This is a genomic window from Clostridium sp. MCC345, assembly GCF_018785345.1.
GTDB classification, from domain to species: Bacteria; Bacillota; Clostridia; order Lachnospirales; family Anaerotignaceae; genus Anaerotignum_A; species Anaerotignum_A faecicola.
This window is the reverse complement of the sequence record NZ_WQPP01000003.1, coordinates 200260-224740: the sequence shown is the minus strand read 5'-3', so window position 1 is coordinate 224740 and position 24481 is coordinate 200260. Positions and strand designations below refer to the sequence as shown.

Genomic DNA, 24481 nt, shown 5'->3' with positions numbered 1-24481 from the left:
TCTTATTCTTCATCCTCGTAATCGAAATCGTCAGCGGAATCGCCGGAGTAATCATCAGAAAGCAGGTCGCTGTTGTCCGCCTCCACGCCGGTTTCATCGTCAAAGAGGAATTCTCTCATCAGCTCCTCCTCTGCTGTCATGCTACGAGGCTGACGGTATTCGTCCTCTTCATAGCCGTCGATGTTTACATTCAGATCATCCACATCTTCGATACATTCCTTAATTTCAACCTCTGTCTGATCCTCACGCAGCACGCGAATATCCAGTGCCAGAGCCTGCAGCTCCTTCAGCAGTACCTTGAAGGATTCGGGAACGCCGGGTTCAGGGATATTTTCACCCTTTACGATTGCTTCGTATGTTTTTACACGACCAACGATATCGTCGGATTTTACTGTCAGAATTTCCTGCAAGGTATAGGCTGCGCCGTATGCCTCCAGTGCCCAAACCTCCATTTCACCGAAACGCTGACCGCCGAACTGCGCTTTACCGCCCAAGGGCTGCTGGGTAACCAGAGAGTAAGGGCCTGTGGAACGTGCATGAATCTTTTCGTCTACCAGATGGTGCAGCTTCAAGTAGTGCATGAAGCCAATGGTTACGCGGTTGTCGAAGGGCTCGCCGCTGCGGCCGTCTCTCAGCTGAACCTTACCGTCTCTGCCAAGTGCAACGCCCTTCCATTCTTCTCTGTGGTCTCTGTTTGCATACAGTTCATCATAAATGTCACCATTCAGCAGAGGCTTCCATTTTTCAGAGAATTCCTCCCAGCTTGTGTTGACATAATCATTTGCCATTTCCAGTGTATCCATGATGTCGATTTCGTTTGCACCATCGAATACAGGTGTGCTGATTTTCCAGCCCAGTGCCTTTGCCGCCAGGGACAGGTGGGTTTCCAATACCTGCCCGATATTCATACGGGAAGGAATACCCAGAGGGTTCAGCACGATATCCAGAGGACGGCCGTTCGGCAGGAAGGGCATATCCTCTACAGGCAGTACACGGGAAACAACACCCTTGTTGCCGTGACGGCCCGCCATCTTGTCACCAACAGAGATTTTACGCTTCTGTGCAATATAAACACGAACCAGCTGGTTTACGCCGGGGCCTACATCATCGCCGTTTTCTCTTGTGAATACCTTTACGTCTACAATGATACCTGTTTCGCCGTGAGGTACACGCAGGGAGGTATCTCTAACCTCTCTTGCCTTTTCGCCGAAGATGGCACGCAGCAGTCTTTCCTCTGCTGTCAGCTCTGTTTCGCCCTTCGGTGTTACCTTACCAACCAGAATATCATTGGGGCGTACCTCAGCACCGATGCGGATAATACCTCTGTCATCCAGATCCTTCAGCGCATCCTCGCCCACGTTGGGAATGTCTCTTGTGATTTCTTCAGGCCCAAGCTTTGTATCTCTTGCGTCTGCTTCAAATTCACTGATATGAACGGAGGTATAAACGTCCTCCTGTACCAGCTTTTCGCTCAGCAGAACGGCATCCTCGTAGTTGTAGCCTTCCCATGTCATGAAGCCGATCAGAGGGTTCTTACCCAGTGCCAGTTCGCCCTTGCAGGTGGAAGCACCGTCTGCGATAATCTGGTCTGCCTCTACTCTCTGTCCCAGGTCTACAATAGGCTTCTGGTTCAGACAAGTGCTCTGGTTAGATCTCTGATATTTGATCAGCTTATATACATCTCTCTGGGAGTTATCATTTCTGATTACAATTTCATCTGCGGAAACTCTTTCTACAATGCCGGGGTTCTTCGCAATAATGCAGATACCGGAGTCCTTCGCAGTCTTATATTCCATACCTGTGCCGACAACAGGGGAATCTGTTACCAGCAGAGGTACTGCCTGACGCTGCATGTTAGAGCCCATCAGCGCACGGTTCGCGTCATCGTTTTCCAGGAAGGGAATCAATGCAGTCGCAACGGATACCATCTGCTTGGGCGAAACGTCCATCAGCTGTACCTGTTTTCTGTCTACCTCGATGATTTCCTCTTTGCGTCTACCGGAAACCTTCTTATGCACAAAATGTCCTTCCTCATCCAGAGGCTCATTCGCCTGTGCTACGTTGTAGATTTCTTCCTCGTCCGCAGTCACATAGATAAATTCATCTGTAACAACTGGTTCGTCGCCGCTCTGGTCAACCTTTCTGTAGGGTGCCTCAATAAAGCCATATTCATTGATGCGTGCGAAGGTTGCCAGTGTATTGATCAGACCAATGTTCGGGCCTTCTGGTGTCTCAATGGGGCACATTCTGCCGTAATGAGAATGGTGAACGTCACGCACCTCGAAGCCGGCTCTGTCTCTGGACAGACCGCCGGGGCCCAGTGCGGAAAGTCTTCTCTTGTGTGTCAGCTCGGACAGAGGGTTATTCTGGTCCATGAACTGAGACAGCTGAGAGCTGCCGAAGAATTCCTTAATTGCCGCTGTAACAGGGCGCACGTTAATCAGTGCCTGTGGTGTTACCACAGCCAGATCCTGTGTTGTCATTCTTTCGCGCACCACACGTTCCATTCTAGACAGACCGATGCGGAACTGGTTCTGCAGCAGCTCGCCAACGGAACGGATACGTCTGTTGCCCAGATGGTCGATATCGTCCACATTGCCGTAGCCGTAATCCAGATGGATCACATAGTTAATGGATGCAAAAATATCCTCCAATGTAATATGCTTGGGCAGCAGCTCGTGGATGTTTTCCTTGATTGCCGCCTTCATTTCCTCTGCGGTTGCGTTTTCCTCCAGCAGCTTCGCCAGCATGGGATAGTAAACTCTTTCCTTGATGCCGAATTCCTCTGCCGTCAGCCCGAACTCCTCCAGATAGCCGTCAATCTTAACGGTCTGGTTGCTCAGGATTTTTACCTTCTTTTCTTCCGCCATGATATACAGATAGCCTGCACCGCTGTCCTGAATCCGGTCGCACAGCTCCAGTGTCAGAACTGCGCCCTCCTCTGCGATAACCTCGCCTGTCATGGGGTCAACCACGTTTTCTGCCAGAACTGCATCACGAATACGGTTTCTCAGCGCCAGCTTTTTGTTGAATTTATAACGACCAACCTTCGCCAAGTCATATCTCTTGGGATCAAAGAGCATGCCATTCAGCAGAGAAGCGGAGCTTTCTACTGTAGGGGGCTCGCCGGGACGCAGCTTTTTATAAATCTCAATCAGACCTTCTTCATAGGATTTTGCAACGTCCTTTTCCAGTGTTGCCAGAATCTTAGGCTCTTCGCCAAACAATTCAATGATTTCCGCGTCGGAACCAACGCCCATCGCACGAATCAGAACAGATACAGGCACCTTTCTGGTTCTGTCAACTCTTACATAAAATACGTCGTTGGAATCTGTTTCATATTCCAGCCAAGCACCTCTGTTGGGGATGACTGTGGAGGAAAGCAGCTTCTTGCCGACCTTATCAAATTCAGATGCGTAATAGATACCGGGAGAACGAACCAGCTGGCTGACAATAACACGTTCCGCACCATTGATGATGAAGGTACCTGTTTCTGTCATCAGAGGAAAATCACCCATAAAGATTTCCTGTTCTTTCAATTCATCCAGTTCTCTATTGTAGAGTCTTGCCTTCACACGCAGGGAAGCGGCATAGGTCGCGTCTCTTTCTCTGCATTCTTCAATAGAGTATTTGGGTTCGGAATCCAAAGAAAAATCAATAAATTCCAGTATCAGATTGCCGCTGAAGTCTGTAATGGGGGAGATATCCTCAAATACTTCCTTCAGACCTTCGTCCAAAAACCACTGATAGCTGTTCTTCTGCACCTCAATCAGGTTCGGCATTTCCAGAACTTCGTTGATTTTGGAATAACTGATTCTGGTTGTGTCGCCCGAACGGAGCGCACGAATTCTGTTTTTTTCCATCTTGTCACCTCTCGTAATCTAAACTGCACCGACAAAATCGCCGCCGTGAAGCGGAGCAAAGAGACCGTTTCGTCTCTTCATTTCTTTTTTTACCCATAAAAACGGTTCGTCTGCATCCCTTTACACAAAAATTTAGAATTTCTCAAACAAAGCAAGACCTTTGCCTGCCCTTCCTTTGATCAGAAGTCATGACAAAAGCCTGTTTTATTCAAAAAATTCTATTCCTACCGTTGCAAAACTCACACCGAAGTGCGCCGTTTTTATATAATCTGAACAAAAACCACATCTCTTTCCGCATTTTACAGGGCATTTTGCCTGTAAAAGCTGCCAATTTCAAAACTTTCTGTTGAAATTTGTTTCCCCCTGTGCTATACTCAATAGCAACATGGGTTGATGTGCGTATCTGCTAATGTGGAAATTATTTTACCACGCTTAGCGCCGCCTGTCAAGCCTTTTTTTGTGCCTTTCCCCTTGGAATCAGGGGTTTTCCCCCTTCTCGCCCTCCCCCCCCTTCGGGAAGAAATCCCCTCCCCTCTACAGGCAGTTTTCCCTCTCGTTTTCCCTCTTTTCAGTGATGTTTGACACTTGATTTTCTGTCGAAATTCCAATTTCACTAAAACAAACATGACTTTCTCCAGAAATTTCATAAGATATTTTTTGTTTTTCCATTTCAAATTTTTGCATTTTTGTGAATTATTTTTGCACTTTTTTCAGTACAATCAAACCTTCCTTTACTTCTCCCCCTTTTCCTGTTAAACTGAATGATATGATTTTCTACAGAAAGAAGGAGATTTCTTGAAACAGAATTACCAACTCGTGCTGGAGAAAACCCTCAAGGCTCTACAGGCAGAGGACAAACGCCCATCTCTGCTGCTGCATAGCTGCTGCGGACCCTGCTCCTCCTATGTCATGGAATATCTGGCACAGTATTTTGATATCACCATCTTCTATTATAATCCCAACATTTCCCCTGCGGCGGAATTTCAGTTTCGCGCAGAGGAACAGCAACGGCTGATTCGGGAAATGGATCTCGGCGTGTCCTTCCTCCTCGGAAAATATGAGCCGGAGCGCTTCTTTTCCTTGGCAAAGGGACACGAAGCGGAACTGGAGGGCGGCGAACGCTGCTTCAAGTGCTATCGTCTGCGTCTGGAGGAAGCGGCAAGAGCTGCTAAGGCAGGCGGCTTTTCTTATTTTACCACCACCCTTTCCATCAGTCCCCACAAAAACGCGCAGGTCTTAAATGAATTGGGAAAGGAAATTTCCGATGCCTTCGGCGTTCCCTATCTTTATTCCGATTTCAAAAAGAAAAACGGCTATCGTCGCTCCTGCGAATTATCCACAGAATATCATCTTTATCGACAGGATTACTGCGGCTGTCCCTTCTCCAAAGCAGAGGCAGAGGAACGCAAACGCCGCGCACAAGCCTGAGCCACGCATACAAAAGAAAGGAAGTCTTGAAATGTCACAAAAAAATAAAGGGGTCTGCTGTATCCTGCTTTCCTCCTTCTCCTTCGCGCTGATGAATTTATTCGTCCACCTTTCCGGAGATTTGCCCTCTGTCCAGAAAAGCTTTTTCCGTAATTTCGTTGCAATGCTTTTCGCCCTGTTTATCCTTCTGAAGGAACGCCCCACAATCAGGCTGGATGGAACTTCCAAGAAATATCTTTTCCTCCGCTCCTTCTGCGGTACCGTCGGCATCCTGTGCAATTTCTACGCGGTCGATCATCTCGTTCTCGCGGATGCGTCCATGCTGAATAAGATGTCTCCGTTTTTCGCCATCCTTTTCGGCATCCTTATCTTAAAGGAAAGAATCAATCTCTTTCAGGGACTTTGTGTGGTTGCCGCTTTTATCGGTACGCTGTTCGTCATCAAGCCTACCCCCTCCAATCTGGCATGCTTCCCTGCGTTGATTGGTCTGCTCGGCGGCTTGGGTGCCGGCATTGCCTATACCTGTGTGCGCGCCTTGGGCATGAAGGGTGTAAAAGGGTCATTCATCGTGTTCTTTTTCTCCGCATTTTCCTGCGTTGTCACCCTGCCCTATCTCATTTTCCGCTATCACCCCATGACGTTGCAGCAGCTCGGCATTCTCCTGCTTGCAGGACTTGCGGCGGCAGGCGGTCAGTTCACCATCACCGCAGCCTATACCTACGCCCCCGCCAGAGAAATTTCCGTCTATGACTATAGCCAGATTATCTTTTCGGCAATTCTCGGCTATTTCATCTTCGGTCAGGTTTCCGATGCTCTCAGCTGGATTGGCTACATCATCATCACCTCGACAGCCGTTGCCATGTTCCTGCGCAACAATAGAACGCATCATCCCGAACAGGCTCAAACAAAAAGGGTAATATAATCAAATAAAAGGAGATTTTTATGCTATTGGAATCTGTTTTTGAAACACTCAGAAGAATCGAAAATGAACGCCTGCAGCTCCCGATTTTCTACGAAAGCCCCATAGCCCTGCGCTTTGAAACAGGTGACCCTTCTCTGGATATTTTTCTGGATAAAACGCACCTCAATCCGAAGTATCTGCGGAGTGCCTTCTGGCGCGTTTCCTTTTTATATGAAAAAATCGCGCCGTTTGATACGCTCCTTTGGGTACTGTATCGCACGCCGGATTTGGAAACAGATGTCACTGCCATCATCGACCGCTTCTGTACGCTGACGCATCTGCCCTCCCCTGCGGAGGTCTATCAGCAGGAGGTCACAACCTCGGATGAGGAACCCATGACGCGCATTTTCCTTCTTTGGGATATGAAGCAAACGCCTCCCCTCATTGCCCCCTTGCTGAAAGGCATTTTGTCTGCCGATTTCAAGGGCTTTCGGGAGCTGTCCTCTGCCGTTTTCTTTTTCGATACCGAAAGACACCTCCTCTTTCATCCCTATGATGATCGGGGTGCAGATGTCGTTGCGGAAAAAGCAGAAACCATCCGCTTTCTGTATGAGGACTGCAAAAACTGGCTTTTAGAATACGATTTACAGCGCATGCAGAAAATTTTCGAGAACTAAAAAAGACCCTTTCGGGTCTTTTTTTATTTCTCCGCCATTTCAATTAAGTCCTTCAGCTTATAGCTTACCGTTTCATTCCCGTAATTCACATTGACGGTATATTCGTCCGTATCAAATTCGGATTCATCGCCAAGCACAACCGCCGTCACGCTGTCGCCTTCCTCAAACATTACTGCGGCATTTGTCGTTCCGCTCTCGTTGTCAATCGTCACGCTGTTCTCGTTCGGCACCTCCACAACCGCAAGACCGCCATCAATCAGCTGCATCTCCATGCGTTCCCCACTGCCAACCGTCAGCGCGCGCAGATTCATCCCCCAGCGAAACCGATTCGGTTCGTTCTGCTCCGCGTCCCCGGGCGAAGCCCAAGCCTTCCGCAAATCAATCGAAGCCATGGTCTGATCGTACATCGAAGCACTATGCACCAGCACCCCGTCCTTCACCTCGAAATTCAGATAAAGCATATCTCCATCCAGTGTCGGTTCCATCGTAATCTCGTTGGGGTTGATGGCAAAGCCCCTCGCAAACGCCTTGTATCCAAAGCCGCCCACGCCAATGCAAATCACAACCGCCATGGCAACCGCCCTTCTCATTCTGCGGTTAAACTTCCGAAACGGGTTGATTTTCCGTTTTTCCTTCGGTGCCTTCTCCTGCACCTCCTCCTGCATTTGCTCCAAAATTTCCTTGCAGGGCGCACATTCCGCAACGTGTGCCATAATCTCCCGATTGCTTTCCTCGCTCGTCAAGCCGTCCACATAGCTAGGCAATAAATCTCTGATAATTTCACATTTCATCTCCGCCAACCTCCTTCATAATCCTTTGCTTTGCACGATAAAAGGTCACTCTCGCCCAGTTTTCATTCCTTCCGCAGATTTCCCCAATCTCCTTAAAGGAAAATCCTCCCGTAATGCGCAAGAGAAAAACCTCTTTCCCACTTTCCTCTAGGATATGCACTGCCTTCATCACTTCCATCGTCTGTTCTTTCCTGCAATAGTCATTTTCCAAGCCATCCCCCGTTCCGTTTTCCTGCAACGGTTCGGTTTTCTTTCTCCTTCGCCGATCCAATTCTTGATACCAGATATGCTTTGCAATCTGGCAAAGCCATGTGGAAACCTTGCAGCTTCCGTCAAATTTCCCCGAAGAACGAATTGCCCGATAAAAGGTTTCCTGCGTCAATTCCTCTGCAAGGTCTGCATTGCCGCAAAGGCTCATCAAATATTTAAATACAAACATTCCATATTCTTCAAAATCCTTTTCGGGCTGAAACATTTTTTCTCCTCCTCTCTTGTGGATTCGCTTATATATCCGTTTGCAGCAGATTTCGTTACACACATTTCCAGATTTTTTTAAAATAAAAAGAACCTCAGCCCCCTTAATACATGATGCAAGCTGAGATTCCTGAGATTCTTTTTATTCCAAAAACAGGAAAAGGGACGGATCTCTCCGTCCCTTCCGAGTATTTTGCTTATCGTCTTTGTGTAATCGAACGCAAATTTTTCAAATTAGGTTAAATTATACCAGACCCTGAGCCATCATTGCAGCTGCAACTTTCTTGAAGCCTGCGATGTTAGCACCAGCAACCAGGTTGTAGCCCAGACCAGCGCCTTCTGCTGCTTCTACAGAAATCTTGTGGATGTTCTTCATGATACCAACCAGTTTAGCGTCAACTTCTGCGCCATCCCAGCTATATCTCATGGAGTTCTGAGCCATTTCCAGAGCGGAAACTGCTACACCACCAGCGTTAACTGCTTTAGAAGGAGCAACAATCATGCCGGGTTCTGCCATAGCACGAGCCAGACCTTCGTTTGTTGTAGGCATGTTAGCTACTTCGATGTAGTACTTTGTGCCGTTAGCGATGATCTGTTCGATTTCGGGAACGTCCAGTTCGTTCTGGTAAGCTGCGGGCATGCAGATATCTACTTTCTGGCCCCAAGGTTTCTGTTTAGGGAAGAATTCGCAACCGAACTTGTCAGCGTAGTCCTGCGCACGGTTTCTGCCGGAGCTTCTCATTTCCAGCATGTAGTTGAATTTTTCTTCTGTTGTGATACCTTCGGGATCGTAGCAGTAGCCGTCGGGACCGGACAGAGTAACAACTTTACCACCCAGCTGAGCAACCTTCATAGCAATACCCCATGCTACGTTACCGAAACCGGACATAGCAACTGTCTTGCCTTCGAATGTGTCGCCGCAGTGTGTCAGAACTTCGTTTACATAGTATGTAGCGCCGTAGCCTGTTGCTTCGGGTCTGAACAGGGAACCGCCGTATTCCAGACCTTTACCTGTCAGTACGCCATTTTCCCAGCAGCCTTTGATTCTCTTGTACTGGCCATACAGGAAGCCGATTTCTCTGCCGCCTACGCCGATGTCACCAGCAGGAACGTCAACGTCGGGACCGATGTGTCTGTAAAGTTCTGTCATGAATGCCTGGCAGAATCTCATGATTTCCATATCGGATTTGCCGTTAGGGTCGAAGTCGGAACCACCCTTGCCGCCGCCGATAGGCAGACCTGTCAGGGAGTTTTTGAAGATCTGTTCAAAGCCCAGGAATTTAACAACGCCGGAGTATACGTTGGGAGCGAAACGCAGACCGCCCTTGTAAGGCCCGATTGCAGAGCTGAACTGTACTCTGAAACCTCTGTTTACGTTTACCTTACCAGCATCGTCTACCCATGTAACTCTGAAAGAAACCTGTCTTTCAGGCTCTACCAGTCTTTCCAGCAGACCCATTTTTTCATATTCGGGGTGCAGTTCTACTTCTTTTTCGATAGAAGCGAAAACTTCTTCTACTGTCTGGATGAATTCAGGTTCATGTGCGTCACGTCTTTTAACCTGTTCGATTACGCGTTCAATATAAGCGTTCATAACTCTTTGACCTCCTATTGTTTATACAATAACAATTAGTATTTTTCCGCACGGTTAAAATGCGGTTCTGCCCCATGCGGTTAGGGCAAAATGAAGAGAAAGCTCCGAGGAAAACTGCTGCTTTTGTGTAGCATAACAAATCCTCTTGCCTCTTTCCGAAAATATTATAACACATATTTTAAACTTGTGTAGTATTTTTTTCAATTTTTGGGATAATTTTTACACAAATTTTGACCCAAAAAATTATGCAAAAAAACGTTTCTTTTATTTTTCCGTCATATATTCCAACGAATTTCCATTATTTCACCTTTCTTTTCAGCAGTTCGCACCGATTTCACAAAAAAACTGCATTTTCATCCATACAACACCAGCTTTTTGTCATGCTCCGCCCCATAAGAAATTGTTATTTATCTGTCACGATTGTACTTTATTTCAGTCATAGCAGCCCTTCTCTAAAAGAAAAACACCTGCCTTTCAACAGGTGTTTGATGGTATCCGTAAAGTTAATGCTCGTGTCGAAATCCTGATTTCGCCTTAAGATTCCGTTTTCTTTCTGAACAGTCCGCCGATGTCAAATCCGTGTTTTTCCTTCTGCTCCTCATCGCCGCCTTCAGAAATAAATTCGATATAACGGCCCGTGCCGATGGCAACGCAGCTAACCGCATCCTCCGCAACCATCGCGTGGATGCCCGTTCTGCTCTGAATCAGCTTATCCAGACCATACAGCAGGCTGCCGCCGCCCGTCATAACAATCCCTCTTTCGTAGATATCCGCCGCCAGCTCAGGGGGTGTTTTCTCCAGAACGCCATGCACCGCCTCCGCGATTGCCGCAACGGATTCCTGCAATGCCTCCAGCATTTCGTCCGAGGTTACGGTAAAATTCTTCGGCAGTCCCGTAATCAGGTTCCTGCCGCGCACATCCATGCTTACCGGAATGGTACGCTCAAATGCCGTACCGATTTTAATTTTCAGATCCTCCGCCGTTCTTTCGCCAATCAGCACATTGTGCTTCTTTCTGATGTAGCGAATGATGGCATCGTCAAAATTATCCCCCGCAATCTTCAGGGAGTAGCTGACTACCGTTCCCCCAAGGGAAATCACCGCAATATCCGTTGTGCCGCCGCCGATGTCCACCACCATACTGCCGCACGCACGGGAAATATCAATCCCCGAACCAATCGCCGCCGCAATCGGCTCTTCAATAATATGCACCCTCCTTGCGCCTGCCTGTCGGGTTGCATCCTCAACGGCTCTTTTTTCCACCTCTGTTACGCTGCTTGGTACGCAAACCGCAATGGTCGGCTTCACGAAGGAACGCTTGCCCATCGCCTTTTCAATAAAATACTGCAGCATTTTTTCCGTTACCTCATAATTGGAAATAACGCCTTCACGCAAAGGACGAATCGCAACGATATTGCCGGGAGTTCTCCCCAGCATACGTCTCGCTTCCTCACCCACAGCTAAAATCGTATTGGTGTCTTTATCGATGGCAACCACAGAGGGTTCCCGAATCACGATGCCCTGCCCCTTAATATATACCAGAACAGTGGCAGTACCCAGGTCAATGCCGATATTCTCGCCAAAACTCATAAAATTAAACATACCGCCGCTCCTTTGTTCTTTCCGTCAAAAATTTTTTCTATGTCTTTTCAGTATACTGGAATCTTGCGCTCTTGAAAAGCCCCGTTTATAGAAAAAACAACATTTTTCTTCTATATGAATCGGAATCTGCGTTATTTTTTCTTATTTCAGCTGTTCTTCCATCACCTGCAGACCCTTTTGCAGCTGCGTATCCTGCTCTGCGGGGATCTCTGTCAGCGGTGTGCCGCTGTATGCTTCGGGCAGCTCCACCTTTTCATCCGGTTCAATGCCAACCCCATGGATGGAGGTTCCGTTCGGCGTATAGTATTTCTGTACCGTCACATTCAGACCGGAGCCGTCCGGCAAAACAAACAGCCGCTGCACCAGGCCCTTGCCGAAGGTCTGGTTGCCCACCAGTGTGCCGCGCCCCGTATCCTTCACCGCGCCTGCGAAAATCTCCGACGCACTGGCGCTGTTTTCATTCACCAGCACTACCAGCGGAATATCCAGATATTTCTCATCACATTTCAAATCATTTCTGTTTTGCTTTTTGTCCAGAGTATAAACCATCGTGCCCTCCGGCAGCAGCTCATCCCCGATTTCATATACAGAACGCACCAGACCACCCGGGTTATCCCGCAAATCCAGAATCAGCCCCTTCATGCTGTCCTTCTGCAGTGCCGTCAGTGCCTCCTTGAATTGGCTGTAGGTGTTTTCCTTAAAACCGCTGATGGAAATATACCCGATTTTGTTCTCCATCATACGGGAGGAAACGCTTTCCACCTCAACCGTTGCACGTTCCATGGTAAATTCCTTCTCCTCATCGCCGCGCTGCACCCGAATCGTAACCGCAGTGCCCTTCTCACCGTGAATCTTTGCCGCAACATCCGAAAGCAGCTTTCCCTTCATATCCTCGCCATCCACGCCGATAATCACGTCGCCCGCCTGCAGGCCTGCCGTTTCCGCCGGCTGTCCCGGCATCACGCTGCTGATGACAACCTCACCGTCCTGCGTAGTGTAAATCTCAATCCCCACGCCGTCAAAGTTCCCGTTGGTGTTGGTAAGATATTGCCGCAGGTTTTCCTTCGGCATATAATATGTATACTTATCTCCCACGCCGGCAAGCATCCCTGCAAAAAGCGTATCCTCCAGCTTGCCTTGGTCTATGTCCTCCACATAATATTTATCCAGATAGCTCTGTATCATATCCACCTTTGCATCCTTGCTCATGCTAATTTCAAAGGGAAGGAGATGCCATGGAATTGCGCGGCAGATGGGCTTCCATGCCAGATTCAGCACCACAACCAACGCCAGTGCCACACCAAAGCCCTTCCAAAAGTCTTTTCTTTTCATTGTATCACCTCTTTTTCAATCTTGCTTTATCCTATGTTTCCCCAAAGGGAATTATCCTATAAGAAAGGGGAAGTATTCTCCAAAACACTTCCCCTCTTTTTTCATTGTTATTTTGTTTTTCCGACTGCTTATACCCGCAGATGCTTACGAATCGAGGATACGCTGCCGATAACCCCCAGTGCCACACCAAAAACGATGCCGAAGGGGAACAGGAATCCAAATACATCCCCCGTCAGACGGAACTGGATAAATTTAATCATAGGCAGATAATCAAAAATCGCACTCGTCACCTTCGTATAAATCGGAAGTCCCAGCACCAGCGGCACCAACGCACCGATGATACCGATGATAATGCCTTCCACAATGAAGGGCCACCGGATAAACCAGTCTGTCGCCCCAACATATTTCATGATGTTAATTTCCACCCGTCGGTTCATCACGGAAATACGAATGGTGTTAATGATAATCATAATGGAAATCACACCCAGCAGCAACATAACCAGTACGCTCCCGACATTGAACACACGGCTCGCCTTCAGCAATACCTCTGTCTCTGTCTGCCCATGCCGAATGTTGTCAATCCCGTCAATTTTTTCCAATGCAGTCAGCACTGCATCCTGATTTTCAATATTGTCCAAGGAAATCGAAAAGGAATGGGACAAAGGATTGTTCTCCCCATCCAGACCCACAAAGATATCCTCGTCCGCGCCCCAGTCCTTTTTCAGCTCCACCAGAGCATCCGAAGGGGAAATATATTCCACACTCTGCACATGGTCTATCTTTGCAATTTCATCTTTCATATTTTCAATCTGTTCCCCGCTCAGGTCTCCCTTCAGGAAAACGGAAATGCCAATGGAATCCTCCATCTGCCCCAGCATATACCGCAGATTGCTCCCTACGCAGTAGGAAAAGGATAAAATAGAGATGCAGGCTGCAACAGCGACAATGGAAGCCATGGTCATTAGCATATTCATCTTCAGCCCGCTGAGACCCTCTCTTATAAAATATCTAATCGTACTAGGCTTCATCGCTATAACCACCTTTTTCAATATCTCTTATAATGTGACCCTTATGCAGCGTAACCACGCGCTTCTGCATCGCATCTACAATATCTCTCGCATGGGTTGCCATAACGATGGTTGTCCCACGCTTGTTGATGTCATCCAGCAGCTTCATAATGCCGTATGCTGTTTCGGGGTCAAGGTTCCCTGTCGGCTCGTCGCAGATTAAGATAGGAGGATTATTCGCAATGGCTCTTGCCAGTGCCGTTCTCTGCTGCTCCCCACCGGAAAGCTGATTGGGATAGCTTCTGCCCTTCTGTCCCAGTCCAACCAGAGAAAGCACGGCAGGCACGTTTCTGCGTATAATGCGTCCGGGTGCCTCGATCACACGCATCGCAAACGCCACATTTTCATATACCGTTTTATTGGGAAGCAGACGGAAGTCCTGAAACACAACCCCCAGATTACGCCGCAGATAAGGGATCTGCCTTCTGTTCAGTTCATTTGTTTTCACTTTATTGATGATAATATCCCCTTCGGTCGGGTCAAGCTCCTTCAAAAGCAGCTTCATCAGCGTGGATTTCCCCGAACCGCTCGAACCAACGATGAATACAAATTCACCCTTGTTGATGTGCAGGTTGATGTTTTCCACACCCGTAGAACCGTTGGGATATACCTTTGTTACGTTATTCATGTGAATCATAACGTATCTCCCTCTTTCTGAAAAAGTTTTATTCTAAAAAACGACGGATGTTCCCATATTTCGTCTTTACACATTTTAAGATTATACCATAAATAAAATAAGCGAACAAGTAGCAGAGCCTTGGTAAACCTTTCGATTTTATTAAAATCCTCTTAATTTTTCCGTTTTCCACAAAAAAGAGGGAGCAAAGATGCCCCCTCAGTTTTTCAGTTTTGCTTAATATGCCATTTTATCCATGTAAATCATATATTTGCTTACCATCAGCGTAATCTTGAAGATAATCGCATCATCAAAATTCCGCAGATCCAAGCCCGTCATCTTCTGCAGCTTATCCAGTCTGTATACCAGTGTATTTCTGTGGATATACAGCTGACGGCTTGTTTCGGATACGTTCAGGTTGTTTTCAAAGAATTTATTTACCGTTGCCAGTGTTTCATCATCGAAATCATCCATCGTCAGCCCATGCAGAACCTCCTTGATGAACATCCGGCACAGCGGCAGAGGCAGCTGATAAATCAAGCGGCCGATGCCCAGCTTTTCATAGTTCACGATATATTTATCCGTCTCGAAGATTTTGCCAACCTCCAGCGCCATCTTCGCTTCCTTATAGGAACGGGAAACATCCTTCAAATCGCTTACAATCGTACCGCTGGAAATATAAACACGGCTGTTTGTTTCCGCATTCAGTGTTTCCTCGATGGTCTTTGCAATGCGGTCGATTTCGTCCGCGGTTTCCTTCTCGCGCAGCTCCTTCACCAGAATAATGCTGTGCTCATCCACCGCCGTTACAAAATCCTTTGTTTTTGCAGGGAAAATGCTCCGTACAATTTCCACCACATTCATTTCCTTATCAATATTCGTTTCAATTAAATACACGATACGATGTACGTTATTTTCAATATGCAGCTTTTTCGCGCGGCTGTAAATATCCACCAGCAGCAGGTTATCCAGCAGCAGATTCTTGATAAAGTTGTCCTTATCATATCTTTCTTTATACGCAACCAGAAGGCTCTGAATCTGGAATGCGGCAATCTTGCCGATCTGATAGCCGGATTCGTCCTCCCCCTTCACCTGAATCACATACTCAGGCACGCCGTTGTCATAAATCTTAAAATACTGATAGCCCAGAATTAACTGACTTTCCGCAGGGGAACTGATAAAATTCTCCACCGCATCAATCTGACGGCCGATCATATTTTCCTCTGTGGTGGCAATCACCTTGCCTTCCTTTTCCACAACGCTCAGTTCTTTTCTCGTGATACTTTTCAGTCCGTCGATGGTACTCTGCAAAATCTGATTTGAAATCATCGCTTTCACCTCAATACTTTTCTCTGCATCTGAAATGCAGCTATTCTGTTTTTGCTTCTCTGTATAAATTGCCTAAAAACCTCTCTGCAAAGAGGTATCAAATTCGCCTATGCTCATTTTATAACAAAATGACAAAAAAAGAAAGAGGAAAGTATAAAAAAACAGTAAAAATCTCTTTCAGCTTGATTTTTACATAAAAATAGGGCCTGTTTTTTATTAAAACTGACCCTTGCTTTTCCGAATACTACGGTAAAACCTCAATTTTTCGTTCTCTTTACGCTGTCATTTTTTACTTATCCCCGACCACGTTTCTCAAAACTACCCGAATATCCGTCAAACGAAAAAGGGCATTTCGGTCGATATTCATAATAATCCTTTTTCCGAAATGCACTTCTTTCTTTGAAAAAACACAAAAGAATGTTTCCCGTCCTTCACCGGTGTACTTTTCCGTTGTCGGAACTGCCGTTTTCCCCTGCACAATTCCGACAAAAGTCCTGCCGCATTCTCCTCTTTTTTGTCCAAAATGATTCGCGCCGCATGGGGCGCTTTCGCTTAACGTCCCCTTGTTCTGAGAACCGTCAGCGCAAATTTCGGCAGACGCATCATGCGCCGCCATCTCGTCGGCTGTGTAATCAGGCGGTGGAACCATTCCAGTCCCAGTCTGCGGAAAATCTTCGGTGCCCGCTTCACATTGCCTGCCATTACGTCAAAGCTGCCGCCAACGCCAATGGCTACCTTCGCCCCAACCAGACGAATGTTGTCATAAATCCATTTTTCCTGCTTGGGCGCACCCAGTCCTACCAGCAGTATGGACGGAGCCTTCTTTTTTATGTCCTGAATGATTTTCTTTTCCTCTTTTTCATCGAAGTAGCCGTTATGCACGCCCACAATCTTCAGTCCGGGGTATTTCTTCATCATTTTTCTTGCCGCCGTTGCCGCAACTCCGGGCGCGCCGCCAAAGAAATAAAAGGTTTCCTCGCTCGCCGCAAGGTCTGCCATCAGGTTCTGCGTCAGGTCATAGCCTGCCACACGCTCCTGCAAGCGAATCTCGCTGTATTTGGATGCCCATACAACACCGATTCCGTCCGGCACAACCAGATCCGCCTCCCGCAGAATACTCATCAGCTCTGCGTCCTTTCTTGCCTCCATTACAATTTCCGGGTTAGGGGTACAGATGAAATGCTGCCCTTTTTCCTTGAGCAGTCCTTCTGCCCGTGCTACAGCTTCATCCATCGTCACAACATCGAAGGGTACTCCTAATACGTGTGTTTTCCTGTTCATACTACGCTCCCCCCTTATTTTTTTCTGCGCTCCAGCAGTTTTTCCAAATATCTTTCGTTCTTGTGTGCCATTTTTTCCAGTTCCTTTTCCTTCTGTGCAAGCTTCGTCACATAGCTTTCCTTGTTTTGGATCACATCCTCCACCAGAGCCAGTGTTTTCTCCTTGTCAAATTCCTTCAGCTTGCCGCCGCTGGGCATATCCAGCTTCTCGAGATAATATTCGATCTTAGGGTCATAAATAAAGCCAATCAGCGGCACTCTCTGTCTTGCCGCAAAAATCAGCGTATGCAGGCGCATGCTCAGAATGAAATCCGCCTGAGAAATAATCCCCATCACCTCATAGGGAGAGTAGCTGCTCTTTAAAATATAAGCGTTCTGCTTCATTTTTTTGCGTACCTTTTCGCTCACCGTCACGTCATGCGGCATCTGCATGCTCAAAAATACGATGTTCCGCTGATATTTTTCCACAATGGTATCACATAATTCCGCAAATTGCCCGATGAATTTGTCCATATCCTTCCAGTTGCGGACAGAAACCACAACCATCGGCTTATCTGTCGGAATCCCTTCTTCTCTGAGGATTGCCTGTGTTGCCTCCTCGCTCACGCCGTCCATTGTAAATACAGGGTCAGCCGTCACAAAGCATTTCTTCGGGTTTACCCCCATGGAAAGCAGCTCCTCGTAGGAATTTTCCTCACGCAGGGTAATTAAATCCGCCTTGTTCACCACCTGCTTCACCAGTCTGCGGTTGCGCTTGCCGGAAACAGGCCCGATGCCGTTTGCGTACAGCATCACCTTTTTGCGCATCAGCTTTGCCGCCGCCGTAATCGAAAGGTAGTACATCAGAGAACGGGTAGAGGTGCTGTCCTGCAGCAAAGAGCCGCCGCCCGAAAGCAACACGTCACACCTGTGAATCGCACGGAACACATCCATAAATCCAAAGCGGTATACCGCCTCAATCCCGTATTTCTCCTTTGTTTCCTTCGGCTTGTTGGAAAGCACGGTAATATGGTAATTCTCGCCCATCTCCTGAATATTCTTGTGCATAGAAAGCATGATTGCCTCATCGCCTGTATTGTTAAAGCCGTAATAGCCGCTCATCACCACATTGTACTGCTTTTCATGGCTTTCCTTCCATGCCGCATTATATGCACACACGCAGTCGCCCGCCATCTTCGTTACGGAATAATATTTGAAGATAACCTCTCTGCCGTATGCGCCCATTTTCTGCCGCTGTTCCTCCGTCAGGTCATTGAACGCATGCACCACATCCCGATACAGCAGATTTTCGTTGGAAAGCTCGCATCCGCGACAGCAGAAATTGTTTTCCTGCGCCAGCTCTAGCTTATCCTCTCCGAACAGCCCGATATATCCTTCATTCCCTGCAACGATCACAGGCTTTTCTGCCGCCATCGCCTCCAGAGCCGCGCGGCTTACGCCAACAAAAACATCTGCCACCGCTACCAGCTCATTGATATCCGTTCTGCCGCCCGTCATGGTGATGCACTCTCTGCCAATCTGCGCGTTTGTTTTTCTGGATTCCTCCAGCAGTTCCTCAAACACATCTCCGCCGCCGACAATCAGCATCCGCAATCCGGGAATGGCCTGCGCCAGCTTCGGTGCAATCGCAATCAGCTGTCTTGCCACCAGCGCGCGGCTTTCATCCATGCGGCTGACATAAACCAGTGTCGGCTCCTCCGCCTGCAAGCCAAATTCCGCCCGCACCTTCGTGCCGTCCGTCTCAGGAGAAAATTTTTCGGTATCAATCCCGTTGATGGTCACAAAAATATCCTCATACCGCACCTTATAATTTTCCATCAGATACTCGCGAATATCGTCGCTGACCGCAATCACCTTCTGCCCCCAGTTGGAGATGTATTTCAGCCCCATCCCCGTATAAAATACCCAATGCGCGGAGGTCACAAAGGTAAAGCTGTTTTTCATTCTTTCCTTCAGAAGTCCGCAGACAAAGCTTGGAATTCTCGCATGCGAATGAACAATATCTACCTTTTCCTTTTTGATAATTTTTTTCAAAATGAAATAGGAGCGCGCCATTTTCAGCACATTTCTCTGGTTCAGCGGCACATGGTAATGGCGAATCCCTGCCTCTGCCAGTTCCTTTTCATAAACGCCGCCGTTGGAGGCAACAATAATATCATAGCCCTGCTTTTTCAGCTCCTTGGAAAGCTCCACCACATGGGTTTCCGCCCCACCGATTTCCAGCCCCATCAGAGCCATCAGAATTTTATACTTTTTCATGTCTTAACCCCCACTCATTCGCTGATGCTTGTGATTTTCATTACGGGTTTCGCATATTTTGTCGCTACATTCATTTCGGAATTTGCCTTCATTTCCACAACGCCGTCCACAAAATAGCCCTCGTCCTTCTCCACCACAGGGCCGTCAATCGTCAGCGTCACGCTGTAATAATCGGGAAATTCCACAGGCTGAATCGTGCCGTCATTCAGCAGTACATTTTTCAGAAACGGCTCGTGCTTCACTGCTGTAATCGTCCCTAAGCAGATGCCTGTTTTCTCGTCATAAATTTTATCCCCTTCATGCAGTGCATTGACCGTAGCCATCCGCACCTCGTCAATCAGCGCCGTGTAGGTTCTCTGCTCCTCGGAGGCATCCACCCCTGCGGATTCCTTCTGATTCACCACGCCGAATTTGAACACCGCCACCGCGCAGAGCGCAACCACAACTACGATAATGAGGATATCCACAATGTTCGGTTTTCTCTTTGCCATATCACTCACCATCCCTTACTTCTACAACAATGCCCTTAAAGGCATAGCCCTTGCCCTTGACATTCAGCTCCATCCCAACCTTTACGGTTGTTCCTTCCACGGTAATGTCCTTTTCCGTTTCCGTTCCGTTTCCTTCAATCGTCACATAAATATTGCTGTAGCCGTCCACAGGCACCTTTTCATATTTCCCCGTAGTGCGGTTGAACATCGTTTCCGTAAACGGCTCTGTTTTCACATCCTTCACCGTACCCAGATAGGTCGAGGTGGAGCTTTCATAGGCATTGCCGCCCACAACGGGGAAATTCGCCGTTTCCGCAACCACTTCTTCCCCCATCACCACATAGGAATAGGTCTTTGTATCCGCGCCGCTCTCTGCCGCGCCTCTGCCGCCCAAAAGCATCCTTCCGCCGACAATGCCGACAATTATCACAATCAGAATCAGCAAAATATCCACGATATTAAAAATACCGAATAATTTGTTTCTTTTCATTTTCCTGCCTCCAGATAGAGTTTTTCGATTTTTCTTGTCATCTGCTCTGCCAAAAAGGTTGCCTCGGCATCCTTCTTTGCCTGTGCGCCAAAGGCGCTTCGCTTCGCGTCATCCGCAAGCAGCTCGTCCAGTCTCTCTGCCAGTGCGTCGCTGTCCCCGACAGGAATCAGAAAGCCATTTTCGCCATGACGAATCACCTCTGCCACGCCGCCGCTGTCCGTCCCGACCGCCGGAATCCCTGCAATCATGCTTTCCAGAATAGAAAGGCACAATGCCTCCGCCCTCGATGTAATCACCGCAATATCAAGTGCCGCTTCGATTTTTTCCACATCCTGCAAAAAGCCCGTAAAGGTCACATGTTCACGAATGCCAAGCGCCGCCGCCTTCTGTTCCAGCTGCTTGCGCAGACTGCCGTCCCCGACGATATAAAACCGCACATCCTGCCGCTTGTCCAGAAGCTTTTTCGCGCCAAGCAGAAAGGTTTCATGGTCTTTCACTTCCTCCAGACGCGCCACCATGCCGACCGCCTTCTCCCCTGCCTTGCCGCCAAAGGAGGAAAGCAGTGCCGCCTTTTCCTCTGCGCTCGGAATGGGAATCCGCTCAATCCCGTTATAAACCACCGCAATTTCCTGCGGCTTTGTGCCGCCTGCAATCATGCTTCTGCGTACCGCCTTGCTGACCGCGATAATTTTATCACTGAACACCGCATTGATTTCTCTGCGGAGAATCTTCTTTGCCAGTCCGCCCGGCGCGCCCTCCATGCAGTGCTTTGTATTGAAGATATACGGCACTCTCGCCCGTCTTGCCGCCATGCGCGCCGTCATGCTCGCATGCGTATGCACAATATCGGGCTGCTCCGCACGAAACATTCTTGTCAGTGCCTTCAGTGCTTTTTTATCGAAGGATTTATCCTCCATCTCCTCCATCGCAAGCACAGGCACATCCAATGCCTGCACCGCCGCCACCAGAAGGCTGTCATGCGGCAGAACCACCTTCACCGCAAATTTTTCTCTGTTATGATATTTCAGATAATACAATAGCCAACGCCCTGCGCCGCCAATATTTCTGTCTGTCAGAACATGGAGGATTTTCATTCTTTTTTCCGTCATTTCATTTCCTCCGTTTCTCTTTCGCCCTTCTTTTCTGCCACACGCACCGTTGCCATGCCGATGCCGATGAAGCACCAGAAGAACAGCACAATGCGGTAATCAAACCAGAGGTGATCCGTCAACCCCTGCAATAAAAGCCCTGCAAAGCCGCCGAAGATTGCCCCCAGCAGAAAACGGAACCGCTTCGGTGCCGTCCGCATACCGCTGTAAAGCCTCTGGAAGAAGAACAAAAGCAGCAGCAGCAGTACAGCAAAGCCGACAATCCCCAGCTCGATAAATTCCTGCAAAAACAGGTTATGCGCGTGGTACGCATTCGCCGCCTCAAAGGAGAACAGCGGATAAATCTGATTAAATGCACCGATTCCGATGCCCGTCACCCAATAATGACGAATAATATCCAACGCCGCCGTATAAATCGACACACGGTACAGCGAGGAGGAGTCGCTCATCGTAACGGAGCTTGCAATTCTCGCCCACAGACCTGCCGGGAGAATAAACGGCATCAGCAAAAGCAGCACCACCCCAAGGGGAATCAGCCGCTTTTCGGAAAGCAACACGAAAAGTCCTGCCGAGAACATCAGCCCAAGCATTGCCCCACGAGAGCCCGTTGCCACAAGGCCCAGACAAATCACACCGAAGCAGCCTGTATAATATAATCTGCCGCACCAGTTTTTCATCTTCCAGATCATCCCTGCCGCCAGAGAGCCGACCAGAATCAAGTATTCCCCCAGAACATTCGGGTTGCTGAAGGTTGCATACGCGCGCGTGGTGATGTCAAAGCTTTCCTCATCCACCCATGCGGCATCCATTTCCACCCCAATGATATATTGATATACCGCGTAAAGCGCAATCAGCGCCCCTACGGTAATCAGTACCCAAAGCACAAAATTCAGCTTTTCTTCTGTATCAATGGCATCCTTCGCCACAAAGAATACCGCCATCAGAATCAGGAACAGGCTCATTGCCAGCAGTGCCGAAGGGAAGGCATAGCTTGTCACCCCTGCATAAAGGATACAAGCCCCGAAGCAGCCCAGAAGCACGCTCACCATGCTCGTCCGCTGCATCCGGATTCTTCCCAGAAAAAGCTGAATAAAATACAGCACAAAGGTTCCCAGAACCAGAACCGCCAGAAGCATCGTCGGCAGAACGGGAATCGCCGCCACAATCCCTGCCAAACAGAAAATCAGGAAATTCTGATTAAATACGCGCAGGAAAAAGCTTTCGCCCATTGCCGCCGCAAGACCGTTGCTTTCTCTGCGCACCGCCATGCCGCTCCAATGCACCAGATTATGCCAGAACCGCGGCAAAATCCCCTGCCTTGTATTGAGCCTTCTATCCCAGTTTGTACGCAAAAAGCCAAGAATCGCGCTGTTTTCAAACGCATTTTTGAATCCCCTGCAAATTGCCGCATAAATGCTGTACGCAATGCTGTTCATCCAGACAGAGCGCAGCAGCGTGCAGATTGCCGCAAGCAGGCGGAAACAAAAGCTGTCTTCAATTATCGCAGAAATTTTTTCTGTCATCGTATACGTTCTCCGTTTTTTCCTCTTACGGGGTGCGCCTTGCGCCGTTTCCCCGTCTCCTCTGTGCCGCAGCCTTTTCAGCATGCCAAACACAAACTCACCTTCCTCAATTTTCAGAAGCCTTGCAAAAAGCATGTAGGCAGCCACGCCAACGCCGCCGCAGATGCAAAGCAGCAGAATCTGCCCAAGCACGCGTCCGCCCAGTCTCGGCAGCAGCAGCCATTTGCACCCAAGCACCGGCACAAGCATCCCTGCCGCCGCCAGAAGCATCCGCCCAATCTGGAGCACAAAGCCCTTATCCAGAATATCGGGATACTGCTTCACCGCCGGAATCAGAAGCACTGCTGCCGCCGCTGTGGAGGAAACCGCCGCAGATAATGCCAGACCGCCAATCCCCATCGGCTTCAGCAAAAGCCAACACAAAACCGCATTGATAACGATAGAAACCAGTCCCGAATAAAACGGGGTTTTCCCGTCCTGATTCGCATAAAAGGCGCGGCTCAGAATATTCTGCACGCCGTAGCCAACCATGCCCAATGCAAAGAAGAACAGTGCCGCCGCCGTCAGCTGTGTTGCCGTTTCGTCAAAGGCCCCTCTCTGGTAAATCAGCGAAACCACAGGCTGTGCCAGAGCCATCAGCCCCACCGTCATGGGAATCAGCAGGAAAATCATCGATTTCAGCGTCCCTCTGACCGCCAGTCCGAATTCCTTTTTGTCCTCCGTCATACGGGAAAATTTCGGAAACACCATATTTGCAATCGCAAGCACGAAAACGCCCACGATAATCGTATACAGGTTATTCGCATATTCCAGCGCAGAAACGCCCAGCTCCCCGTTCACCGCACTGCCGCCCGAAAGCTGCGAAGCAAAGCGCGTATTTACCATAAAGTTAATCGGCTGAATCCATGTGCTGACCATAACCGGCAGCATCAGCTTCCCGATTTTTCTCAGCCCATCGTCCTTAAAATGAAAATCCGGGCGATAATGATAGCCCTTCTTCCAAAGGGACGGAATCTGGATTACCGCCTGCATCGCCCAGCCAATCAGAAACGCCGCCGTCAGCCCCAGAATCCCGAATTTCTCGTTAAAGAAAATATAATACAGAATCAAAACGCCGTTGGAAACCACGCTCAGTGCCGCAGGCACATTAAATTCCTCCAACGACTGCAAAATCCCCACAAAGGAAAAGGCAACCGCCGTAAAGAGCATCGTCGGGAAAAGCATCCGCAGAAGCCCCACGCAAAGCGTCACCGTTTCCACATCATAGCCGGGCGCAATCAGAAGCGTCAGCGGCTTCGCAAACGCCATCCCCAGAAGCATCATCAAAAGCGTAACGGTCGAAATCATCGTAATAAAGCGGTTCGCAAGCGAAAACGCCTCCTGCCGCCCCTTTTTCTGCAAATATTCCACAAAAACAGGGATAAAGCTTGCAGAAATTGCCGATGCAAAAATCACATCAAAAAAGGTACGGGGAATCCGGCTTGCCAGCAAAAATGCCGCCGCCTGCATATCCGTTCCGTAGTTTGCCGCCAGCAGCTGCTCGCGCACCATTCCCAGTATTTTCCCAAAAAGGGTAATTAACATCATAAAGCTGACGGTTTTCACCGCCTGATTGCCTTTTTCTGACATAATAAACTCCTAAAATCCATTGAAAA

19 protein-coding genes are annotated in these 24481 nt (G+C 48.4%); 3 read left to right on the top strand and 16 right to left on the bottom strand.

The annotated features are described in order from the left end of the window. Positions 1-2 precede the first annotated feature (2 nt). Positions 3-3863, bottom strand: a complete 3861-nt coding sequence (gene rpoB, locus GPK49_RS01145) for a DNA-directed RNA polymerase subunit beta (RefSeq protein WP_215676500.1) — start codon at positions 3861-3863, stop codon at positions 3-5. Positions 3864-4658: 795 nt separating this feature from the next. Here rpoB and GPK49_RS01140 point away from each other — a divergent pair. Genes GPK49_RS01140 through GPK49_RS01130 form a run of 3 tightly spaced genes read left to right on the top strand, consistent with a single transcriptional unit; the run spans position 4659 to position 6869 of the window. Continuing rightward, the gene (locus GPK49_RS01140) at positions 4659-5291 is read left to right on the top strand and encodes an epoxyqueuosine reductase QueH (RefSeq protein ID WP_215676499.1); all 633 of its coding nucleotides are present in this window, start codon (positions 4659-4661) and stop codon (positions 5289-5291) included. 31 nt (positions 5292-5322) lie between these two features. Beyond that, a complete protein-coding gene (locus GPK49_RS01135) occupies positions 5323-6213 on the top strand; it encodes a DMT family transporter (RefSeq protein ID WP_215676498.1) in 891 nt (296 codons plus the stop codon). Between the two features lie 20 nt (positions 6214-6233). After that, positions 6234-6869: a DUF3885 domain-containing protein gene (locus tag GPK49_RS01130; RefSeq protein WP_016406999.1), complete on the top strand. Its 636-nt coding sequence runs from the start codon at positions 6234-6236 to the stop codon at positions 6867-6869. A gap of 23 nt (positions 6870-6892) precedes the next feature. Here GPK49_RS01130 and GPK49_RS01125 read toward each other — a convergent pair whose 3' ends face one another. The 15 genes from GPK49_RS01125 to murJ all read right to left on the bottom strand — a co-directional run bounded on the left by GPK49_RS01125 (position 6893) and on the right by murJ (position 24455). Next, positions 6893-7660, bottom strand: a complete 768-nt coding sequence (locus GPK49_RS01125) for a zf-HC2 domain-containing protein (RefSeq protein WP_215676497.1) — start codon at positions 7658-7660, stop codon at positions 6893-6895. Next, entirely contained in the window at positions 7650-8135 is a 486-nt protein-coding gene (locus GPK49_RS01120; RefSeq protein ID WP_215676496.1) for an RNA polymerase sigma factor, read from the bottom strand. The genes GPK49_RS01125 and GPK49_RS01120 overlap by 11 nt, the downstream gene beginning before the upstream one ends. 243 nt (positions 8136-8378) lie before the next feature. After that, on the bottom strand, positions 8379-9728 hold the full coding sequence (gdhA, locus tag GPK49_RS01115) for an NADP-specific glutamate dehydrogenase (RefSeq protein ID WP_215676495.1): 1350 nt from the start codon (positions 9726-9728) through the stop codon (positions 8379-8381). Between the two features lie 534 nt (positions 9729-10262). Beyond that, positions 10263-11318, bottom strand: coding sequence for a rod shape-determining protein MreB (gene mreB / locus GPK49_RS01110; RefSeq protein WP_118581200.1), 1056 nt, complete (start codon positions 11316-11318; stop codon positions 10263-10265). Between the two features lie 153 nt (positions 11319-11471). Further along, positions 11472-12662, bottom strand: a complete 1191-nt coding sequence (locus tag GPK49_RS01105) for a S41 family peptidase (protein ID WP_215676494.1) — start codon at positions 12660-12662, stop codon at positions 11472-11474. 128 nt (positions 12663-12790) lie between these two features. Then, complete coding sequence (ftsX, locus tag GPK49_RS01100; RefSeq protein WP_215676493.1) at positions 12791-13690, bottom strand: permease-like cell division protein FtsX; 900 nt, start codon at positions 13688-13690, stop codon at positions 12791-12793. Then, complete coding sequence (gene ftsE / locus GPK49_RS01095; protein WP_016406992.1) at positions 13680-14366, bottom strand: cell division ATP-binding protein FtsE; 687 nt, start codon at positions 14364-14366, stop codon at positions 13680-13682. Before ftsE ends, ftsX begins: the two co-directional genes overlap by 11 nt. Positions 14367-14582: 216 nt before the next feature. Continuing rightward, positions 14583-15674: a PucR family transcriptional regulator gene (locus GPK49_RS01090; protein ID WP_016406991.1), complete on the bottom strand. Its 1092-nt coding sequence runs from the start codon at positions 15672-15674 to the stop codon at positions 14583-14585. A gap of 289 nt (positions 15675-15963) precedes the next feature. Continuing rightward, on the bottom strand, positions 15964-16290 hold the full coding sequence (locus tag GPK49_RS13115) for a DUF2179 domain-containing protein (RefSeq protein ID WP_412397203.1): 327 nt from the start codon (positions 16288-16290) through the stop codon (positions 15964-15966). Next, positions 16227-16955, bottom strand: coding sequence for a WecB/TagA/CpsF family glycosyltransferase (locus tag GPK49_RS01080; RefSeq protein WP_016406990.1), 729 nt, complete (start codon positions 16953-16955; stop codon positions 16227-16229). The genes GPK49_RS13115 and GPK49_RS01080 overlap by 64 nt, the downstream gene beginning before the upstream one ends. A 14-nt stretch (positions 16956-16969) precedes the next feature. Next, positions 16970-19213 carry a polysaccharide pyruvyl transferase CsaB gene (gene csaB, locus GPK49_RS01075; RefSeq protein ID WP_215676491.1) on the bottom strand — a complete coding sequence of 748 codons (2244 nt, stop codon included), beginning with the start codon at positions 19211-19213 and terminating at the stop codon, positions 16970-16972. A 14-nt stretch (positions 19214-19227) separates the two neighbouring features. After that, positions 19228-19704 carry a DUF4330 family protein gene (locus tag GPK49_RS01070; RefSeq protein WP_016406988.1) on the bottom strand — a complete coding sequence of 159 codons (477 nt, stop codon included), beginning with the start codon at positions 19702-19704 and terminating at the stop codon, positions 19228-19230. 1 nt (position 19705) lies between these two features. Continuing rightward, positions 19706-20194 (bottom strand): DUF4330 domain-containing protein, encoded by a 489-nt coding sequence (locus GPK49_RS01065; RefSeq protein WP_016406987.1) that lies wholly within the window; start codon positions 20192-20194, stop codon positions 19706-19708. Continuing rightward, on the bottom strand, positions 20191-21303 hold the full coding sequence (locus GPK49_RS01060) for a glycosyltransferase family 4 protein (protein ID WP_215676490.1): 1113 nt from the start codon (positions 21301-21303) through the stop codon (positions 20191-20193). The genes GPK49_RS01065 and GPK49_RS01060 overlap by 4 nt, the downstream gene beginning before the upstream one ends. Next, complete coding sequence (gene murJ, locus GPK49_RS01055) at positions 21300-24455, bottom strand: murein biosynthesis integral membrane protein MurJ (protein WP_215676489.1); 3156 nt, start codon at positions 24453-24455, stop codon at positions 21300-21302. Before murJ ends, GPK49_RS01060 begins: the two co-directional genes overlap by 4 nt. Positions 24456-24481 lie beyond the last annotated feature (26 nt).